Origin of the sequence: uncultured Empedobacter sp. (genome assembly GCF_937930195.1) — a bacterium.
In the GTDB taxonomy this organism is placed as follows: Bacteria; Bacteroidota; Bacteroidia; order Flavobacteriales; family Weeksellaceae; genus Empedobacter; species Empedobacter stercoris.
Map to the genome: position 1 here is coordinate 25,668 of NZ_CALGVK010000064.1, position 15,392 is coordinate 41,059.

Consider the following 15,392-nt stretch of genomic DNA (forward strand, 5'->3'; position numbering starts at 1 on the left):
AATTTGCATCGGAAAATAATTTGATGTTTTCCATATTTTTTATGACAAATTATATCGAATATAAATTTAAAGTTGCGGTAGTAGAGCCTTTTAATGAAATTATTATTGCAATGATTTCTGAATTACCTTTTGAAAGTTTTGTTGAAAACGAGGAAGGTTTTGATGCTTACATGCCAAAAACAGAAGAAAATATTGATGATGTAAAAGAAGTAATCGATTCTATAGAGAACATTGATTTTTCCTATACGCGTCAAGAAATCGAACAACAAAATTGGAATGCAACGTGGGAAGAAAATTTCACACCAATTTTAGTAAATGATCAATGTTTAATTCGTGCCGAATTCCACGAAACAGTAGAAAATATTCCGTACGAAATTATCATTCAACCAAAAATGTCGTTTGGAACAGGGCACCATTCTACAACACATTTGATGGTAGAATATATCTTGGAAACTGAATTTACAGGAAAAGATATTTTGGACATGGGCTGTGGAACTTCTATTCTTGCAATTTTAGGAATGAAGCGTGGTGCAAACTATGCAGAATGCATTGATATTGATGAATGGGCTGTTGAAAACTCTATCGAAAATGGAAAACGAAATGGTGTAAGTTTGGATGCCAAAATGGGAGATAATTCATTGTTGGGAAGCAAACAATTTGACGTTATTTTAGCCAATATCAACAAAAATATTTTAATCAGCCAAATTCCTTCTTATATTAATGTATTGAACGAAAATGGTGATTTATTCTTAAGTGGTTTAATGGAACAAGATTTTGATGACATCTTGGCTTTCTGTACCGAAAATGGTTTAAAATTTGTGTCTAAAAAACAACGAAATGAGTGGATTGCACTGCATTTCAAAAAATAAAATGATATGATAAAATACGCAACGCAACCTCTATGGGAAACGGAAAAAGATTCGGCTGTTGATGTATTGGAGCAAGAATCGCACAAGTATCAAATTATCGTTTACAATGATGATGTGAATACATTTGATTGGGTAATCGAATCGTTAATTGATGTTTGTGAACATACACCAGAACAAGCAGAACAATGTTCGATTTTAATTCATTACAAAGGTAAATGCGAAGTATTGACTGGTGAATTAGAAGATTTAAAACCTCGATGCACAGAGTTATTGAACCGAGGTTTGAGCGCAGAAATTATTTAAAAATTTCTTAATAATTATACAAAACAAAATCAGAATCGTCTAATGTTTCATTGGACGATTTTTTATTTTGATCACTTACTATATACGAATCATAAATTTTTTCATAAACCTGAATCTCCGTTTTTGTATCAACAACTTCTTGTGATTTTTGAGAAGAATTAATCATAAAAGGAAGAGCAATTAAAGCAATAAAAATTAAACAAGCAACTGCCCACCACTTAGTAAAATGGATAACTTTTGTTTCTTTTTTATTGATTGTTTTAGCAATTATATTCTCTTCCAAATCATTAAAATATTGATTCGGTACAGTTAAATTTTCTTTTTGTTTGAAAGAATTCAGATATAGTTCATTCTGCAAATCATCGAAATAATGATCAGGAACTTTAAAATTATTTTTTAAATCATTCTTCATATCACCACTTAGACAATAAAATTAAAAAAAGGTTTAATCTTCAAGTTCTAAAAATTCTTTAATCTTTGTCACTGCATGGTAATAGGATGCTTTGAGTGCTCCTACCGATGTTCCTAAGATTTCAGAAATTTGTTCATACTTCAATTCTTCGTAATATTTCATCAAAAAAACTGTACGTTGTTTTTCTGGTAAACTTGCAATTGCTTTTTGTAACTTTTGTTGAATTTCATCACCTGTAAAATATACATCAGAAGACAAATTATTGGCGACATTCATCGAATAATCATCGTACGAAACATTTCTTTCTTTTGCATTTTTATGAATAAAATTTATGGTTTCATTATACGCAATTCTAAAAATCCATGTCGAAAATTTTGACTCATTTTTAAAAGAATCCAAGTTTTGATAAACCTTTATAAATACATTCTGCGACACATCGTCCGCATCTTCATGAATCAAAACCATGCGACGTATCTGCCAATAAACCTTCTGGTGATATTCTTTCACAATTAATTTAAAAGCTTCTTCTAATTTTTTATCTCGTATAAAAGTTGATATGTCCTGATCCAATCGTAAAGTAAATTAAGATGTAAAGCTATTAAAATTAGAAGTATAAAAAAGTATATTTTATATATATTTAAGTTAAAATCTTCAGTAGCATTTTTTTACATATGAACATAATAAAAAAGGTTTGAGAAATATTTCTCAAACCTTTTTATTTTTTCTGAACATCTTAGCCTTTTTTTAGTCTTCGCTTTTGATAATTTCATATTCAACTTTCATCACTCCTGTATTGGTGTGACCGATTTCGCTGAATGCAGCTTGACTTAAGTCTAAAACTCTAGATTTAGCGTATGGACCTCTGTCGTTGATTTCTACAACCACAGATTTACCATTTCTGATATTCGTAACTTTTACTTTCGTACCAAATGGTAAAGACTTATGGGCAGCTGTAAGTTCGTGTTTGTCATACTTTTCACCACTAGCTGTCTTGCGTCCGTGGAATTTGTCTCCATACCAAGAAACAACTCCTGTCGAGATTTTTCGAGCACTACTCTCGATAAGTTCTCCAACCAACTTTTCATCTTCAATTGATAATGTATCTTGTTTGATGGTATCATTATCAACATCATTACTAAATCTTTTCTCAGAAGCTGGTACAATAATTGCCTCATTAATACCCGATTCCTTAAAAATTTTACCATCAGCATTTGCTATTGGAAAAATCATTAACATTGCTATAAACGCTGTAATGCTTTTCGTCATCCTTTAGATTTTTCTGATTTACTTTGCAAATTTAAGGGTATAAACACCTTCTTATTTAGAATTATTCTAATCCATTGATTTTTAATTCTTAAATCTCCTGTGTTTTACTTATAATGTTACTTACAGCGATTTGTTAATTTAATGTTAAAATAAAGTAGTAATCCTAATTTTTTTGGCAATTATTCGTTTAAATCGGATATATCATTGTTTTTCAATATATAATACATTTATATAATTTAGAGATATTTATCAAATTGAGAAATAAAAAAGGTAAAGCCTATAAGACTTTACCTTTTCTTAATTTTTAAAGATTTAAAAATCAATTATAAACTTGCTAAAATATCTTTTACTTTAGCTGAAATTAACTTTCCTTCTGCTTTACCAGCTAATTGAGATGATGCAGCTCCCATTACTTTTCCCATATCTTTAGGTGAAGTAGCGCCAACTTTAGTCACTATTTCTTGAATTACAGCTGTTAACTCTTCGTCTGTTAATTGGGCGGGTAAAAATTGTTGAATAACCTCTGCTTGTGCCAATTCTTTTTCCGCTAATTCTACACGTCCATTTGCTTCAAATTGTTCAGCAGCTTCTTTACGTTGTTTTACAAGTTTTTGTAATAAAGCAATTTCTTGATCTTCTGATAAATCACCATTAGCTCCAGATGTTTTAGCTAATAATAATTCAGATTTTACAGCTCTTAAAGCTTCTAAAGCAACAGTATTTTTAGCTTTCATCGCTTCTTTTAACTGTGCCATTATTTGAGTTTCTAAATTCATTTGTTTTGCTTTTAGACTACAAATTTAAGACAAAAAAAGGCTCATCGCAAAAGCAATGAACCTTTTCTATAATAAGAATATTTTTTACGAGTGATCCTTTATTAATCTACGTTGTCGTGTAGAAAATTGTTTGGACGAATTTGAGTTTCGTTGTTACGGTTTGTACCTACCGAAAAATCAGATGATTGTTTATCATTACGATCAGATAAATTCAATCCTTGACGTTTGTAAGCAGGAATGGCCTCATATTCATCTACCTGAGAGTTTGTCATCGTGTTATTAAATTTAAAATTAAATTGTTTCAAACGATTTCTTCTCTCTTCAATCATGCTATTCAATTCAGGGTCATTAGACTGTTCGATTGGTTGATTAAATGGATCTACAGCAACTTGAACATGTTCTGTTTGCGATACATTTGATTGAATCGGTTCTACATTTCCATATCCATTATTTTGAGGAGCTTGGTACCCAGCATAATTATTTTGAGGATAATTAGATTGTTCTGAAGCTACAGGATTTGTATATGAATTATATGTTTGATTATTATTTGCATTATTCGATGGCTCTTGCGTACGATTAAAATCAGATTTCAAACGTGGTTCAAAGTCGTCGTAAGAACGTTTTTCTTGTACTGGCTCATCCTCAACATCATCTAAAACATATCGTTTTGGAGAGTTATTTTCTTCAAAAGATTCAACTGGAGTATTGTGATAAGTTTGTTGTTGAAAACTTTGATTAACATCTGCATCACGATAGTTCTTTTGAGGCGCTTCTGGCGTTTGATTTTGTTGTGGCGCTTGTTGAGAAGCATTAGAACGACCAAAGTCTAACGTCATCGGTTTTACTCGATTTACAAAAGGTTGTTCTACAGATAACGTCTTATTGATCGGTTGTTCTTCCTCTAAAGTGTGAATAATTTTTTGTTCTTCTTTTCCTGTATATGCTTGATCTTCTGTAGGAAAACCAGTTGCAACAACAGTTACAGAGATAGAATCGCCTAAATCTAAATCTTCGCCAATACCCATGATGATATTTGCGCTATTACCTGCTTCTTGTTGAATGTAATCATTGATTACTCCAATTTCATCCATTGTAATTTCATTATTACCAGATAAAATTAATAACAACACATTTCGTGCTCCTGTAATTTTGTTATTATTCAACAATGGAGAGTCTAAAGCAGAAGAAATTGCGTCTTTTGCTTTGTTTTCACCAGAACCTTGTGCAGATCCCATGATTGCTGTACCAGAGTTTTTAAGAACTGTACGTGCATCACGTAAATCGATGTTCATTGCGTAGTGTTGTGTAATAACTTCTGCAATCCCTTTTGCCGCTGTTGTTAAAACTTCATCAGCTTTAGAGAAACCATTTTTAAAACCTAAGTTTCCGTATAACTCACGTAATTTATCATTATTGATTACAATTAATGAATCTACGTTTTGTCTTAATTTTTCGATACCTTTTTCAGCTTGTTCCAACCTCATTCTTCCTTCGAAAAAGAATGGCGCTGTTACAATACCTACAGTCAAGATATCCATTTCTTTTGCAATACCAGCAATTACTGGCGCTGCTCCGGTTCCTGTACCACCACCCATTCCAGCAGTAATAAAAACCATTTTAGTTCCTTCGTCTAAGACAGCTTTCACATCATCCATACTCTCGATAGCAGATTGCTCTCCTACCTCAGGATTTGCACCAGCACCTAAACCTTCAGTTATTGCTTGTCCTAATTGAATTCTTGTTGGAACTGGACTGTTAGCTAAAGCCTGAGAATCTGTGTTACAGATCACAAACTCTACTCCCGCGATTCCTTGTTCAAACATGTAGTTTACGGCGTTACTACCTCCACCACCTACTCCGATTACTTTGATAGCTTGAGATCGGCTCTTTGGTAAATTGAACACAATATCTCCTGATAACATATCACTCATATTCTTCTTATTAAATTGGTTCGTAATTTATTCTTAATTTATTCTTATTATTCGGTTTCGTTAATCATTTGGATAAATTTATCCGTCCATTTCGAAAAGAAATTCTTCTTTTCTGGTTTAGATTTAGTTTCTTTCTTATCTCCAATTTCTTGATCCAAGAATTCATCAACAACTTCTTCCCTTTTTGGTATTTTTACATTTTCAACATCAGTAGCAACGTTTGTTGATTTTGATTGTGAGGAATATCCACCTATTTCTAGTTCTTCTTGATTGTTTAGGTTATCAATTACTGGTTTTTCATAAATTTCGTGCTGATAATTTGCCGCTAACTCTTCTAACCCTTTCATCAATAATCCAACAGATGTTGCATATTCAGGACCGCTGATTTCTTCTGCTTTAGCACCTACAATATGCTCGTTGGAGTATCCAATTCTCACATCCATACCTGTAACATATTCTGTTAATTGACGAATGTGTTTTAATTTTGACCCCCCACCTGTTAAAACGATTCCTGCAATCAATTTTTTGTTTTGATCTTCGCAACCGTAGTTTTTCAATTCTAAATAAACTTGTTCTAAAATTTCCTGCACGCGTGCATGGATAATTTGTGACAATCTTTTTAATGATATTTCTTTTGCTTCGCGGCCTTTTAATCCAGGAATCGAGACAATTTCTGTTTCTTTATTTTCACCAGGCCAAGCAGAGCCAAATTTTTCTTTTAAAGCTTCGGCTTGTTTACCGATAATAGAGCATCCAACTTTAATGTCTTCTGTAATCACATTTCCACCGAATGGAATAACCGATGTGTGACGAATGATACTATCTTTAAAAATTGCAATATCTGTTGTACCACCACCTATGTCAATCAATGCTACACCTGCTTCTTTTTCCTCTTCACTAAGTGCTGCACTTGAAGATGCAATAGGCTCTAAAGTGATACTTGCCAAGCGTAAACCTGCGGCTTTTACACAACGTGCAATATTTCGGATAGAAGAAACTTGTCCTACAACCACATGGAAATTGGCTTCTAAACGACTTCCGTACATGCCGATTGGTTCTCGAATTTCTCCTTCGTTGTCAACCTTAAATTCTTGCGGAAGAACATGGATAATTTCTTCTCCTGGTAACATCACCAATTTATAGACCTGATTTGTCAATAATTTTAAATCATTATCATCTATCACATCTTCTGAATTGGTACGTGTAATGTAATCGCTATGTTGTAAACTACGGATATGTTGTCCTGCAATACCAACGGTTACATCAGTAATCTTGACACCTGAAGACCTTTCTGCCTTATCAATTGCTTCTTTTATCGAATTAATAGTTTGCGTAATATTATTCACGACTCCTCTGTGTACACCCAAACTTTTTGCTTGTCCGTGTCCAAGAATTTCAATTTTTCCGTTATCATTTTTTCGTCCGACAAGTGCTACAATTTTTGTAGTTCCTATGTCTAAGCCAACTGCAATCTTACTATTGTTCTCCATTTTTTATTCGTTTGGTTGCTACAACTTGGTTTACAAATTTCAAGCTCAATTTTTCATAATCTTCTGTTCCTATAAAATCGATGTATTGATAATAGTACAATTTCAGATTATGTAACTTTTGTTCAAAATTATTTAAAGTACCTAATTCTATATAATAGTTTCCACTATTTACAATTAAATTAAATGAACGTTGTCCTACTTTCTGAATGGCTATGATGTGATTTTTTAATAATTCATCTGCTTTCAAAGCTTGAACAAATTTACTCAAATCCTCATACTCATTCGGTTTTACATCACCAGAAACCAAAATTACATCCGCTGAACTTAATTTAGATAAAGGCATTTTTTCGCCTTTGGTTGTCAAATAAAACTCATTTGTCAGCGTTTTCACTCGAGCAACTGCTGTATTTGCTTTTATATCAAGTCGTAAATGTCCATTAATGTTTTTACTCACTTGTACAGAATCTACAAAGGGACTCTTATTTATTTTTTGTTCGATATCTTTTACATTTACCTCTCTCAAGGTTTGTTTCATAATGTCTTTTCCATCTTTGTTGATTATATCTTTTATCGATTCGTCATTGATAAAATAATTTTCAACGGGCTGAACAAATGCCACATCAATTTTTTCCACAGTACGCGAAGCATTCTTAATTACCGTAAAACTAATCAAACCGATTAGCAAGATAACTCCAAAAATCACTTGTATGATTTTCAATTTATGCTTCACTTAACCATTCTTTTATTGGTTTAACAATTGTATCAATATTTCCTGCTCCTACAGTTAATAACACATCAAAATCTCGTTTTTTGATGTTCGCTAAACTATCTTCTAATGAAGATACTATTTTTTCTTGTAATTCTACCTTTTCTAACAACCAATTTGATGATACACCTTCGATTGGAAGCTCTCTTGCCGGATAAATATCTAATAAAATAAGGCTATCTAATTGGCTTAAACTTGCTCCAAACTCATCAGCAAAATCACGTGTTCGTGTAAATAAATGAGGTTGAAATACTCCTAACACTTTTTTACCCGGATATAATTCACGAACTGAACGAATTGCAGCATTCAATTCTGTTGGATGATGTGCATAATCGTCGATATAAATTTTTCCATTTGCTTCGAAACGATTAAAGCGTCTTTTCACTCCCACAAAGCTTGCTAAAGCTTCTTTTATTTTATCAAGAGAAATCCCTAAATATTCTGCTACAGCTAATGCTGCAAGAGCATTTTCCATATTATGATGACCTGGCAATAAAATTCCGATGTTTTGCATTTCTCCATGAGGAGTCGTTACATCAAAAACATAATGCCCGTCAATAATTCTTACATTATGCGCATTATAATCAGCATCTTCTTCAACTCCGTAAGTAAAAGCATTTTCAAAATTTAAACCTTTGCGAACAAATAGTTTTTCTTCTACAATTGCTGCAAATTCTTGAAATGATTTTTTTACTTCTTCACGCTCTCCATAAATATCCAAATGGTCAGGATCATCACTTGTAATAATGGCTAATTTCGGAGAAAGGCGTAAAAAAGAACGGTCAAATTCATCGGCTTCAGCAACCGTATATTTAGAGCCATTTAGAATGATATTTGAATCGTAATTTTCTGCAATACCACCTAAAAATGCTGTACTTTCTACTTCTGCTACTTTTAGGATATGCCCTAAAATAGACGAAGTTGTTGTTTTCCCGTGCGTTCCCGCAACGCCAATATTGTAGGTATGTTTGGTAATTTCACCTAACACTTCAGAACGTTTCATGACTTTAAAATCATTCACTAAAAAATAATTTAGTTCAGAATGATCTTTTGGTACCGCTGGTGTATAAATCACCAATGTATTTTCTGGTTTAATTCCTGCTGGAATTAACTCGATATTATCTTCGAAATGAATATCAATTCCTTCAGTAATCAATTCAGTTGTCAGTTCGGTTTGTGTTTTGTCATAACCTGCAACTTCTTTTCCGATTGATTTGAAGAAACGTTCCAACGCACTCATTCCGATTCCTCCTGCACCGATGAAATAATAATATGTTTTATCTAAAATATTCATTATAATAAATTCAATAATATATCTACAATCTCTTTTGTCGCATTCGGTTTCCCTAATTGCTTGATGTTTTGAGATAATTTATTTTTTAATTTTTCATTGTTTGCCAAAGCAATTACCTCTTTGACTAAATTTTGTTTTGCATCTGCATCTTTTACCATAATCGCAGCCTCTCTCTCAACCAACGCTTGCGCATTTTTAGTTTGATGATCTTCTGCCGCTGTTGGTAAAGGAAGCAAAATTGTTGCTTTACCAACTATACACAATTCCGAAATTGCCATAGCTCCTGCACGAGAAACAATCATATCCGAAGCTGCATACGCATCTTTCATGTTGTAAATAAATTCGGTTACATGAATGGTTGGATATTTATCTCCAACCAAGTTTTTGATTTTTTGATAATCTAACTTTCCTGTTTGCCAAATTAACTGAACACCACTTGCAACAAATTCCTCAAGGTTTTCTAACCATGCATTATTCATTGCTCTTGATCCTTGCGAACCTCCAACAGATAAAATAGTTGGTTTTTCTGGATCTAATCCAAAAACAGAAATTGCTTCTGATTTGGATGGTAAGTTTTGAAAAATTTCGGCACGAATTGGATTTCCTGTGTAATGCACTTTTTCTTGTGGAAACTGTGAAATTCCTTCGTAAGCTGTACAAATAGCCTTTGCTTTATTTTTCAAAATTTTGTTGGTAACACCCGGAAACGAATTTTGTTCTTGTAATAAAATCGGAACATTTTTGCTTCCCGCTATCCACAACATTGGTCCACTTGCATAACCTCCTGTACCAATAGCTAAGTCTGGTTGAAAATCAGTATAGATTTTCTTTGCAAGACTTAAACTTTTTATCAATTTGAAAGGAAATTTTAAATTCGCTTTCATATTACTTCTATCAAATCCAGAAATTGGTAAGCCTTTTATAGCATAACCAACTTTTGGTACTTTTTCCATTTCCATTCTTCCTTCTGCTCCTACAAACAGAATTTGAGCATCTGGCAAACGACGTTTTATTTCATCTGCGATTGCTATAGCTGGATATATATGTCCACCTGTTCCTCCGCCACTTATCAAAACTTTAGGCGATGTCTTCGATGTATTCTTCACTTAATACTTTTCTATCTTGTTCTAATTCTTCTTTCGATTTAATTTGAGTACTAACACTCAAAATTATTCCGAACGAAATACATGTCATCCAAATGGATGTTCCACCATAACTAATCATTGGTAATGGTTGTCCTGTTACTGGAATTAAATTTACAGCAACCGCCATATTCACCATTGCTTGAACGATAATTGGTAGGCCGACTGCAAATACAAGTAGCGTACCAAAAATGGTATGAATTTTAGATGCGATGATACAAATTCGAATTAATATCAAAAGAAAAATTCCAATTAATAAAATTGCACCAATGGCACCGTACTCTTCTACAATAATTGCGAAGATAAAATCGGAAGAAGACTGAGGTAAAGTCTGTTTAAAAACACTTTTTCCTGGTCCTGCCATTTCATTTAAACCTCTTGCAATTGCTGCTTTTGCGTGTAGAACTTGGTAGCTTTCTAAACCCGAATCATCATTAAATTTCTCTATACGTGACATCCATGTGTGTACACGCGAATTTGCAATTAAATCTGGTTTATTAAAAGCCAACCAAATAAATCCTCCTCCTAAAAGAATCCCTAATCCTGCAATTGTAAATAAATACTTGAATGGAAATCCTCCAATAATCAATAATATCCCACACATTCCAGCTAACATCAACGCTGTTGATCCATTAGAAGGAAAAATTAATCCTACAATAGCAAGGATTGGTAAAAATAAAGGAATTAAGGTATTTTTCCATGTATATTCTTTGTCTCTATTTTTTGTCAAATAACGAGCTATATAAATCAACAATGCTTGTGAAGCTATCATAGATGGTTGAATACCTATCCCTGTTCCTGGAATCGTCAACCATCGAGCAGCATTTGCCCCACCGATTGTTTGTCCTTGTACGAGCGTCAGGATCAAAACTACTGAAAGTAAAAGAACTGCACTTAAAGCAAATAGGCCAAACCAACGATAATCCACACGCTGTAATCCATAAATGAAAAATAAACCAATTAAAAGAATTACGGCATGTTTACCTAAATGTCCAAAAATAGTTCCTGAACCTACTGTATACACCAAGTTAGAACTTGCCGAATAAACTGGTAAGAACGAAAATAATGCTAACAATAAAATGAAAGCCCAAAGCGGTTTATCGCCTTTAAAATATTTTTGTACGATGGTAGACATTGGTTAGTTTGTTATTATAATTTGCGTACGTTTTCTTTAAATTGATCGCCACGATCTTCGTAACCGTTGAACAAATCGAAACTTGCACAAGCTGGTGATAATAAAACCGTTTCTCCTTTTGTTGCCAATTGATAGGATTTAGCAACACAATCTTTCATATTATTCGTTTCGACAATTGTATCGATGTATGGACTGAAAAAATCAATAATTTTGGCATTATCTACACCCAAACAAACGATTGCTTTTACTTTCTTTTTAACGAAAGGTAAAACTTCGCTATAGTCGTTTCCTTTATCAGTTCCACCAACAATCCAAACGATTGGTTTCGTCATACTTTCTAACGCATAATAAGTTGCATTAACATTTGTTGCTTTAGAATCGTTGATAAAATCAATTCCGCCAATTGTCAAAACAGGTTCTAAACGATGTTCAACAGATTTAAAATCCGACAAACTCTTTTTTAGATCCTCATTATTGATTTCAATAATTTTTGCAGCTACAGCCGCAGCCAATGAATTAGAAACATTGTGTTTTCCAATTAATCCTAAATCATTCACTAACATTGTAAAATCACCATTCGAATCGCTCACACGGAACAATTCATTATTTGCGTATGCTTCATTTGTTGCATCCATCATTGTGAACGGTTTACGATGAGCGCGAATATTCATCTGATCTATCATCTCCATTGTTTTTGGATCATCCAAATTGTAGATAAAATAATCGTTTTCATCTTGGTTTTCAGCTATTCTGAATTTAGCCTTTGCATACAAATCAAACTGATAGTTGTATTGGTCTAAATGATCTGGTGTAATGTTTAATAAAATTGCAACATACGGTTTGAAATCTCTTTTAATATCGTCTAACTGAAAACTACTCACTTCTAACACATAATAGTCGAAGTTATCTTCAGCTACAGATTTTGCAAAACTTTTTCCGATGTTACCACCTAATCCTACATTTAATCCAGCTTGCTTTAGGATATGGAACATCAAACTTGTTGTTGTTGTTTTTCCATTAGATCCTGTAATCGCAATAATTTTTGCATCTGTGTAACGAGATGCAAATTCAATTTCAGAAATAATTGAAACGCCTTTCGCTTCTAATTTCTGAATTAGTGCTGCTTTCTTAGGAATACCTGGACTTTTCATGATTTCGTCTGCATTCAAAATTAAATCTTCTGTATGCTGTCCTTCTTCATAAGCGATTCCGTGCTCCTCCAAAAGTTGTTTATATTTATCTTTTATTTGTCCCATGTCTGAAAGAAAAACCTCAAAGTTTTCTTTCTTCGCAAGAATAGCTGTTCCTACGCCACTTTCTCCTCCTCCTAAAACGACTAATCTTTTCATTTTTATCTAATCTTTAAGGTAATAATACTAATTACCGCTAAAATGATTCCGATGATAATGGCACGAACCACGATTTTACTTTCGTGATATCCTAATTTTTGAAAATGGTGATGTAAAGGAGACATCAAAAAGATTCTACGACCTTCACCAAATTTCTTTTTCGTGTACTTGAAATAAGACACTTGCAACATCACTGACAAACTTTCTGCGAAAAATATTCCACACAAAATCGGTAGTAACAATTCTTTTCGAACGATAATTGCCAAAACTGCGATAACACCTCCAATTGTCAAACTTCCTGTATCACCCATGAATACTTGCGCCGGATAGGTATTGTACCAAATAAATCCGATCAAACCTCCAAGGAATGCACCACAGAAAATTAATACTTCTTCGGAACGAGGAATAAACATAATATTCAGATAATCTGCGAACATGATATTTCCCGAAACGAAAACAAACATAGCAATCGCCGCCATAATTACAGCTGAACTACCAGCTGCTAAACCATCGATACCGTCTGTTAAATTGGCTCCATTCGAAACTGCTGTAATGATAAAAATTACCGCAAAAATGAAAATTGCTGCAACTGCCCATGTAGGACGATCTTCTGCATTCATCCAAAATAAAATATCTGAATAGTTAAATTCATTCCCTTTAACGAAAGGCATCGTTGTTTCTAATGTTTTTTCCTCAGGACCAAATTTAATTGCTCGATTGTATTCCGTTTGTTCAGTTCCTGCTTGGACTTTCACTCTGTTTTCTTGATGTTTTACAGTAACTGTTGGACTGAAATAAAGCATTAAACCAACTACAATTCCAAGACCCACTTGTCCTAAAATTTTAAATTTACCTTGTAAACCTTCTTTGTTTTTCTTGAATACTTTGATGTAATCATCTAAAAATCCAATAACACCTAACCAAATTGTTGAAACCAACAAAATGATGATGTAAATATTATCTAATTTTGCAAAAAGTAAAGTAGGAATTAACGTTGCTAATATGATGATTAAACCACCCATAGTTGGCGTTCCTGCTTTTTCGATTTGTCCTTTCAACCCTAAATCACGAACAATTTCACCCATTTGTTCTTTACGTAAATAACTAATAATTCGTTTTCCGTAAAACAAACTGATGAACATGGCTAATAAAATTGCCATTCCCGCACGGAAAGACGTGTATTGAAACATGCGTGCTCCAGGGAAATTGATACTCTCTAAATAATCAAATAAATAGTATAACATTCTTTATTTGTTCAATATTTTACTCAATTCTGACGCTATTTTAACATCAGAAAAATGTGTTCTTACTCCGTTAATTTCTTGATATGTCTCGTGACCTTTTCCTGCAATCAAAATAATATCTTTTGGCTCAGCCATTTTAAGTGCTGTTTTTATAGCTTCTTTACGATCTGTAATTTTCAGGGTGCGATTATAAAATTGCGGTTTCACACCAACTTCCATTTCACGTAGAATCTCTTCTGGATCTTCTGTTCTTGGATTATCTGATGTAAAAATGGCAAGATTAGATTTTTCGCTTGCGATATCAGCCATTTCAGGACGTTTTGTTTTATCGCGATCTCCACCACAACCTACAACTGTTATTAATTTTTCATTTTTGGTACGAATCCCTTCAATTGTATCCAAAACATTTTCTAAAGCATCTGGCGTATGTGCATAATCTACAATCACAATAATACCTGATTTCGTCTGAAATGTTTGAAAACGACCATCTACATTTCCAAGTGTGCTCAATGCTTTTAAGACTTCTAATTCATCTTGCCCTAAAATTGAGGCTATACCAAAAACTAATACCAAATTATAGGCATTAAATTGACCAATTAATGATGTCCAGAATTCTTTTCCATTGAATTCTAATTGCATTCCATCAAATTGATGTTCGATAATTTTTCCTTTGAAATCTGCATCAGTTTTTAGTGCGTACAATCTTTTTGTTGCCACTGTATTCTGAAGCATCACTTTTCCATTTTTATCATCTGCATTTGAAATTGCTGTTGACGTTTTTGGTAAATCGTCGAAAAATTTCTTTTTAGCTGCAAGATAATTTGCAAAAGTTTTATGGTAATCCAAATGATCGTGTGTGATATTCGTAAATCCAGCAACTTCGAAATGTAAACCTGCAATTCTATTTTGATGAATTCCGTGCGAAGAAACTTCCATAAAAGCAAATTCGCAACCTCTATCTACAGCCTCACGAAACATTTTGTTTAATGTCAAAATATCTGGCGTTGTATGCGTAGATGGAATCACTTCACCATCAATTACAATTTTAATTGTCGAAATTAATGCGCAAGCATACCCTAATTTTGTAAACAACTCATACAACAATGTTGTTGTCGTTGTTTTCCCATTAGTTCCTGTGACACCAACAAGTTTTAAATCTTTTGTTGGATTTTCGTAAAAATTAGAAGCTAAGATTCCTAATGCAATTGTTGAATTTTCAACTTTCACATAGGTTACTTCATCCACTAAATTTTCTGGAAAAACTTCACAAACAATTGTTTTAGCACCTAAACCAATTGCTTTTTCTATATACTGATGTCCATCTACTGTAACTCCATTTACAGCGACAAAAACATCATTGTTTGATACTTTTCTTGAATCAAATTGAATAGTATTGACTTCAACTTTTGTTGAAC

Annotated in this window: 15 protein-coding genes; 2 read left to right on the top strand and 13 right to left on the bottom strand. The window is 33.1% G+C overall.

What is annotated here, in order from left to right; genetic code table 11:
- Positions 1–41: 41 nt before the first annotated feature.
- Both prmA and Q0616_RS03870 read left to right on the top strand, forming a co-directional pair.
- Positions 42–869: a 50S ribosomal protein L11 methyltransferase gene (gene prmA, locus Q0616_RS03865; protein ID WP_188319180.1), complete on the top strand. Its 828-nt coding sequence runs from the start codon at positions 42–44 to the stop codon at positions 867–869.
- A gap of 6 nt (positions 870–875) precedes the next feature.
- A complete protein-coding gene (locus tag Q0616_RS03870) occupies positions 876–1,172 on the top strand; it encodes an ATP-dependent Clp protease adaptor ClpS (protein WP_171621907.1) in 297 nt (98 codons plus the stop codon).
- Between the two features lie 7 nt (positions 1,173–1,179).
- On the opposite strand, the gene Q0616_RS03875 is transcribed toward Q0616_RS03870, so the two are convergent.
- From Q0616_RS03875 to Q0616_RS03935, 13 genes are all read right to left on the bottom strand, one after another.
- A complete protein-coding gene (locus tag Q0616_RS03875; RefSeq protein ID WP_260542057.1) occupies positions 1,180–1,584 on the bottom strand; it encodes a hypothetical protein in 405 nt (134 codons plus the stop codon).
- Positions 1,585–1,617: 33 nt separating this feature from the next.
- Entirely contained in the window at positions 1,618–2,154 is a 537-nt protein-coding gene (locus Q0616_RS03880) for an RNA polymerase sigma factor (RefSeq protein ID WP_298775255.1), read from the bottom strand.
- 174 nt (positions 2,155–2,328) lie between these two features.
- Complete coding sequence (locus Q0616_RS03885; RefSeq protein ID WP_171621904.1) at positions 2,329–2,850, bottom strand: septal ring lytic transglycosylase RlpA family protein; 522 nt, start codon at positions 2,848–2,850, stop codon at positions 2,329–2,331.
- A gap of 323 nt (positions 2,851–3,173) precedes the next feature.
- Positions 3,174–3,626 (bottom strand): GatB/YqeY domain-containing protein, encoded by a 453-nt coding sequence (locus Q0616_RS03890; protein WP_171621903.1) that lies wholly within the window; start codon positions 3,624–3,626, stop codon positions 3,174–3,176.
- A 101-nt stretch (positions 3,627–3,727) separates the two neighbouring features.
- Positions 3,728–5,548, bottom strand: a complete 1,821-nt coding sequence (ftsZ, locus tag Q0616_RS03895; protein WP_298775274.1) for a cell division protein FtsZ — start codon at positions 5,546–5,548, stop codon at positions 3,728–3,730.
- A gap of 56 nt (positions 5,549–5,604) precedes the next feature.
- Entirely contained in the window at positions 5,605–7,047 is a 1,443-nt protein-coding gene (ftsA, locus tag Q0616_RS03900; protein WP_284583239.1) for a cell division protein FtsA, read from the bottom strand.
- Entirely contained in the window at positions 7,034–7,765 is a 732-nt protein-coding gene (locus tag Q0616_RS03905; protein ID WP_225541109.1) for a cell division protein FtsQ/DivIB, read from the bottom strand. The genes ftsA and Q0616_RS03905 overlap by 14 nt, the downstream gene beginning before the upstream one ends.
- Before the next feature lies 1 nt (position 7,766).
- Entirely contained in the window at positions 7,767–9,107 is a 1,341-nt protein-coding gene (murC, locus tag Q0616_RS03910; RefSeq protein ID WP_298775262.1) for a UDP-N-acetylmuramate--L-alanine ligase, read from the bottom strand.
- The gene (gene murG, locus Q0616_RS03915) at positions 9,107–10,213 is read right to left on the bottom strand and encodes an undecaprenyldiphospho-muramoylpentapeptide beta-N-acetylglucosaminyltransferase (RefSeq protein ID WP_171621899.1); all 1,107 of its coding nucleotides are present in this window, start codon (positions 10,211–10,213) and stop codon (positions 9,107–9,109) included. Before murG ends, murC begins: the two co-directional genes overlap by 1 nt.
- Complete coding sequence (locus tag Q0616_RS03920; RefSeq protein WP_225539373.1) at positions 10,185–11,384, bottom strand: FtsW/RodA/SpoVE family cell cycle protein; 1,200 nt, start codon at positions 11,382–11,384, stop codon at positions 10,185–10,187. The genes murG and Q0616_RS03920 overlap by 29 nt, the downstream gene beginning before the upstream one ends.
- A gap of 14 nt (positions 11,385–11,398) precedes the next feature.
- Positions 11,399–12,733 (bottom strand): UDP-N-acetylmuramoyl-L-alanine--D-glutamate ligase, encoded by a 1,335-nt coding sequence (murD, locus tag Q0616_RS03925; protein WP_298775265.1) that lies wholly within the window; start codon positions 12,731–12,733, stop codon positions 11,399–11,401.
- A gap of 2 nt (positions 12,734–12,735) precedes the next feature.
- Positions 12,736–13,977 (bottom strand): phospho-N-acetylmuramoyl-pentapeptide-transferase, encoded by a 1,242-nt coding sequence (gene mraY, locus Q0616_RS03930; protein ID WP_188319188.1) that lies wholly within the window; start codon positions 13,975–13,977, stop codon positions 12,736–12,738.
- A 3-nt stretch (positions 13,978–13,980) separates the two neighbouring features.
- Positions 13,981–15,392 (bottom strand): UDP-N-acetylmuramoyl-L-alanyl-D-glutamate--2,6-diaminopimelate ligase (locus tag Q0616_RS03935; RefSeq protein WP_298775269.1); only part of this gene is annotated, 1,412 nt, incomplete at its 5' end.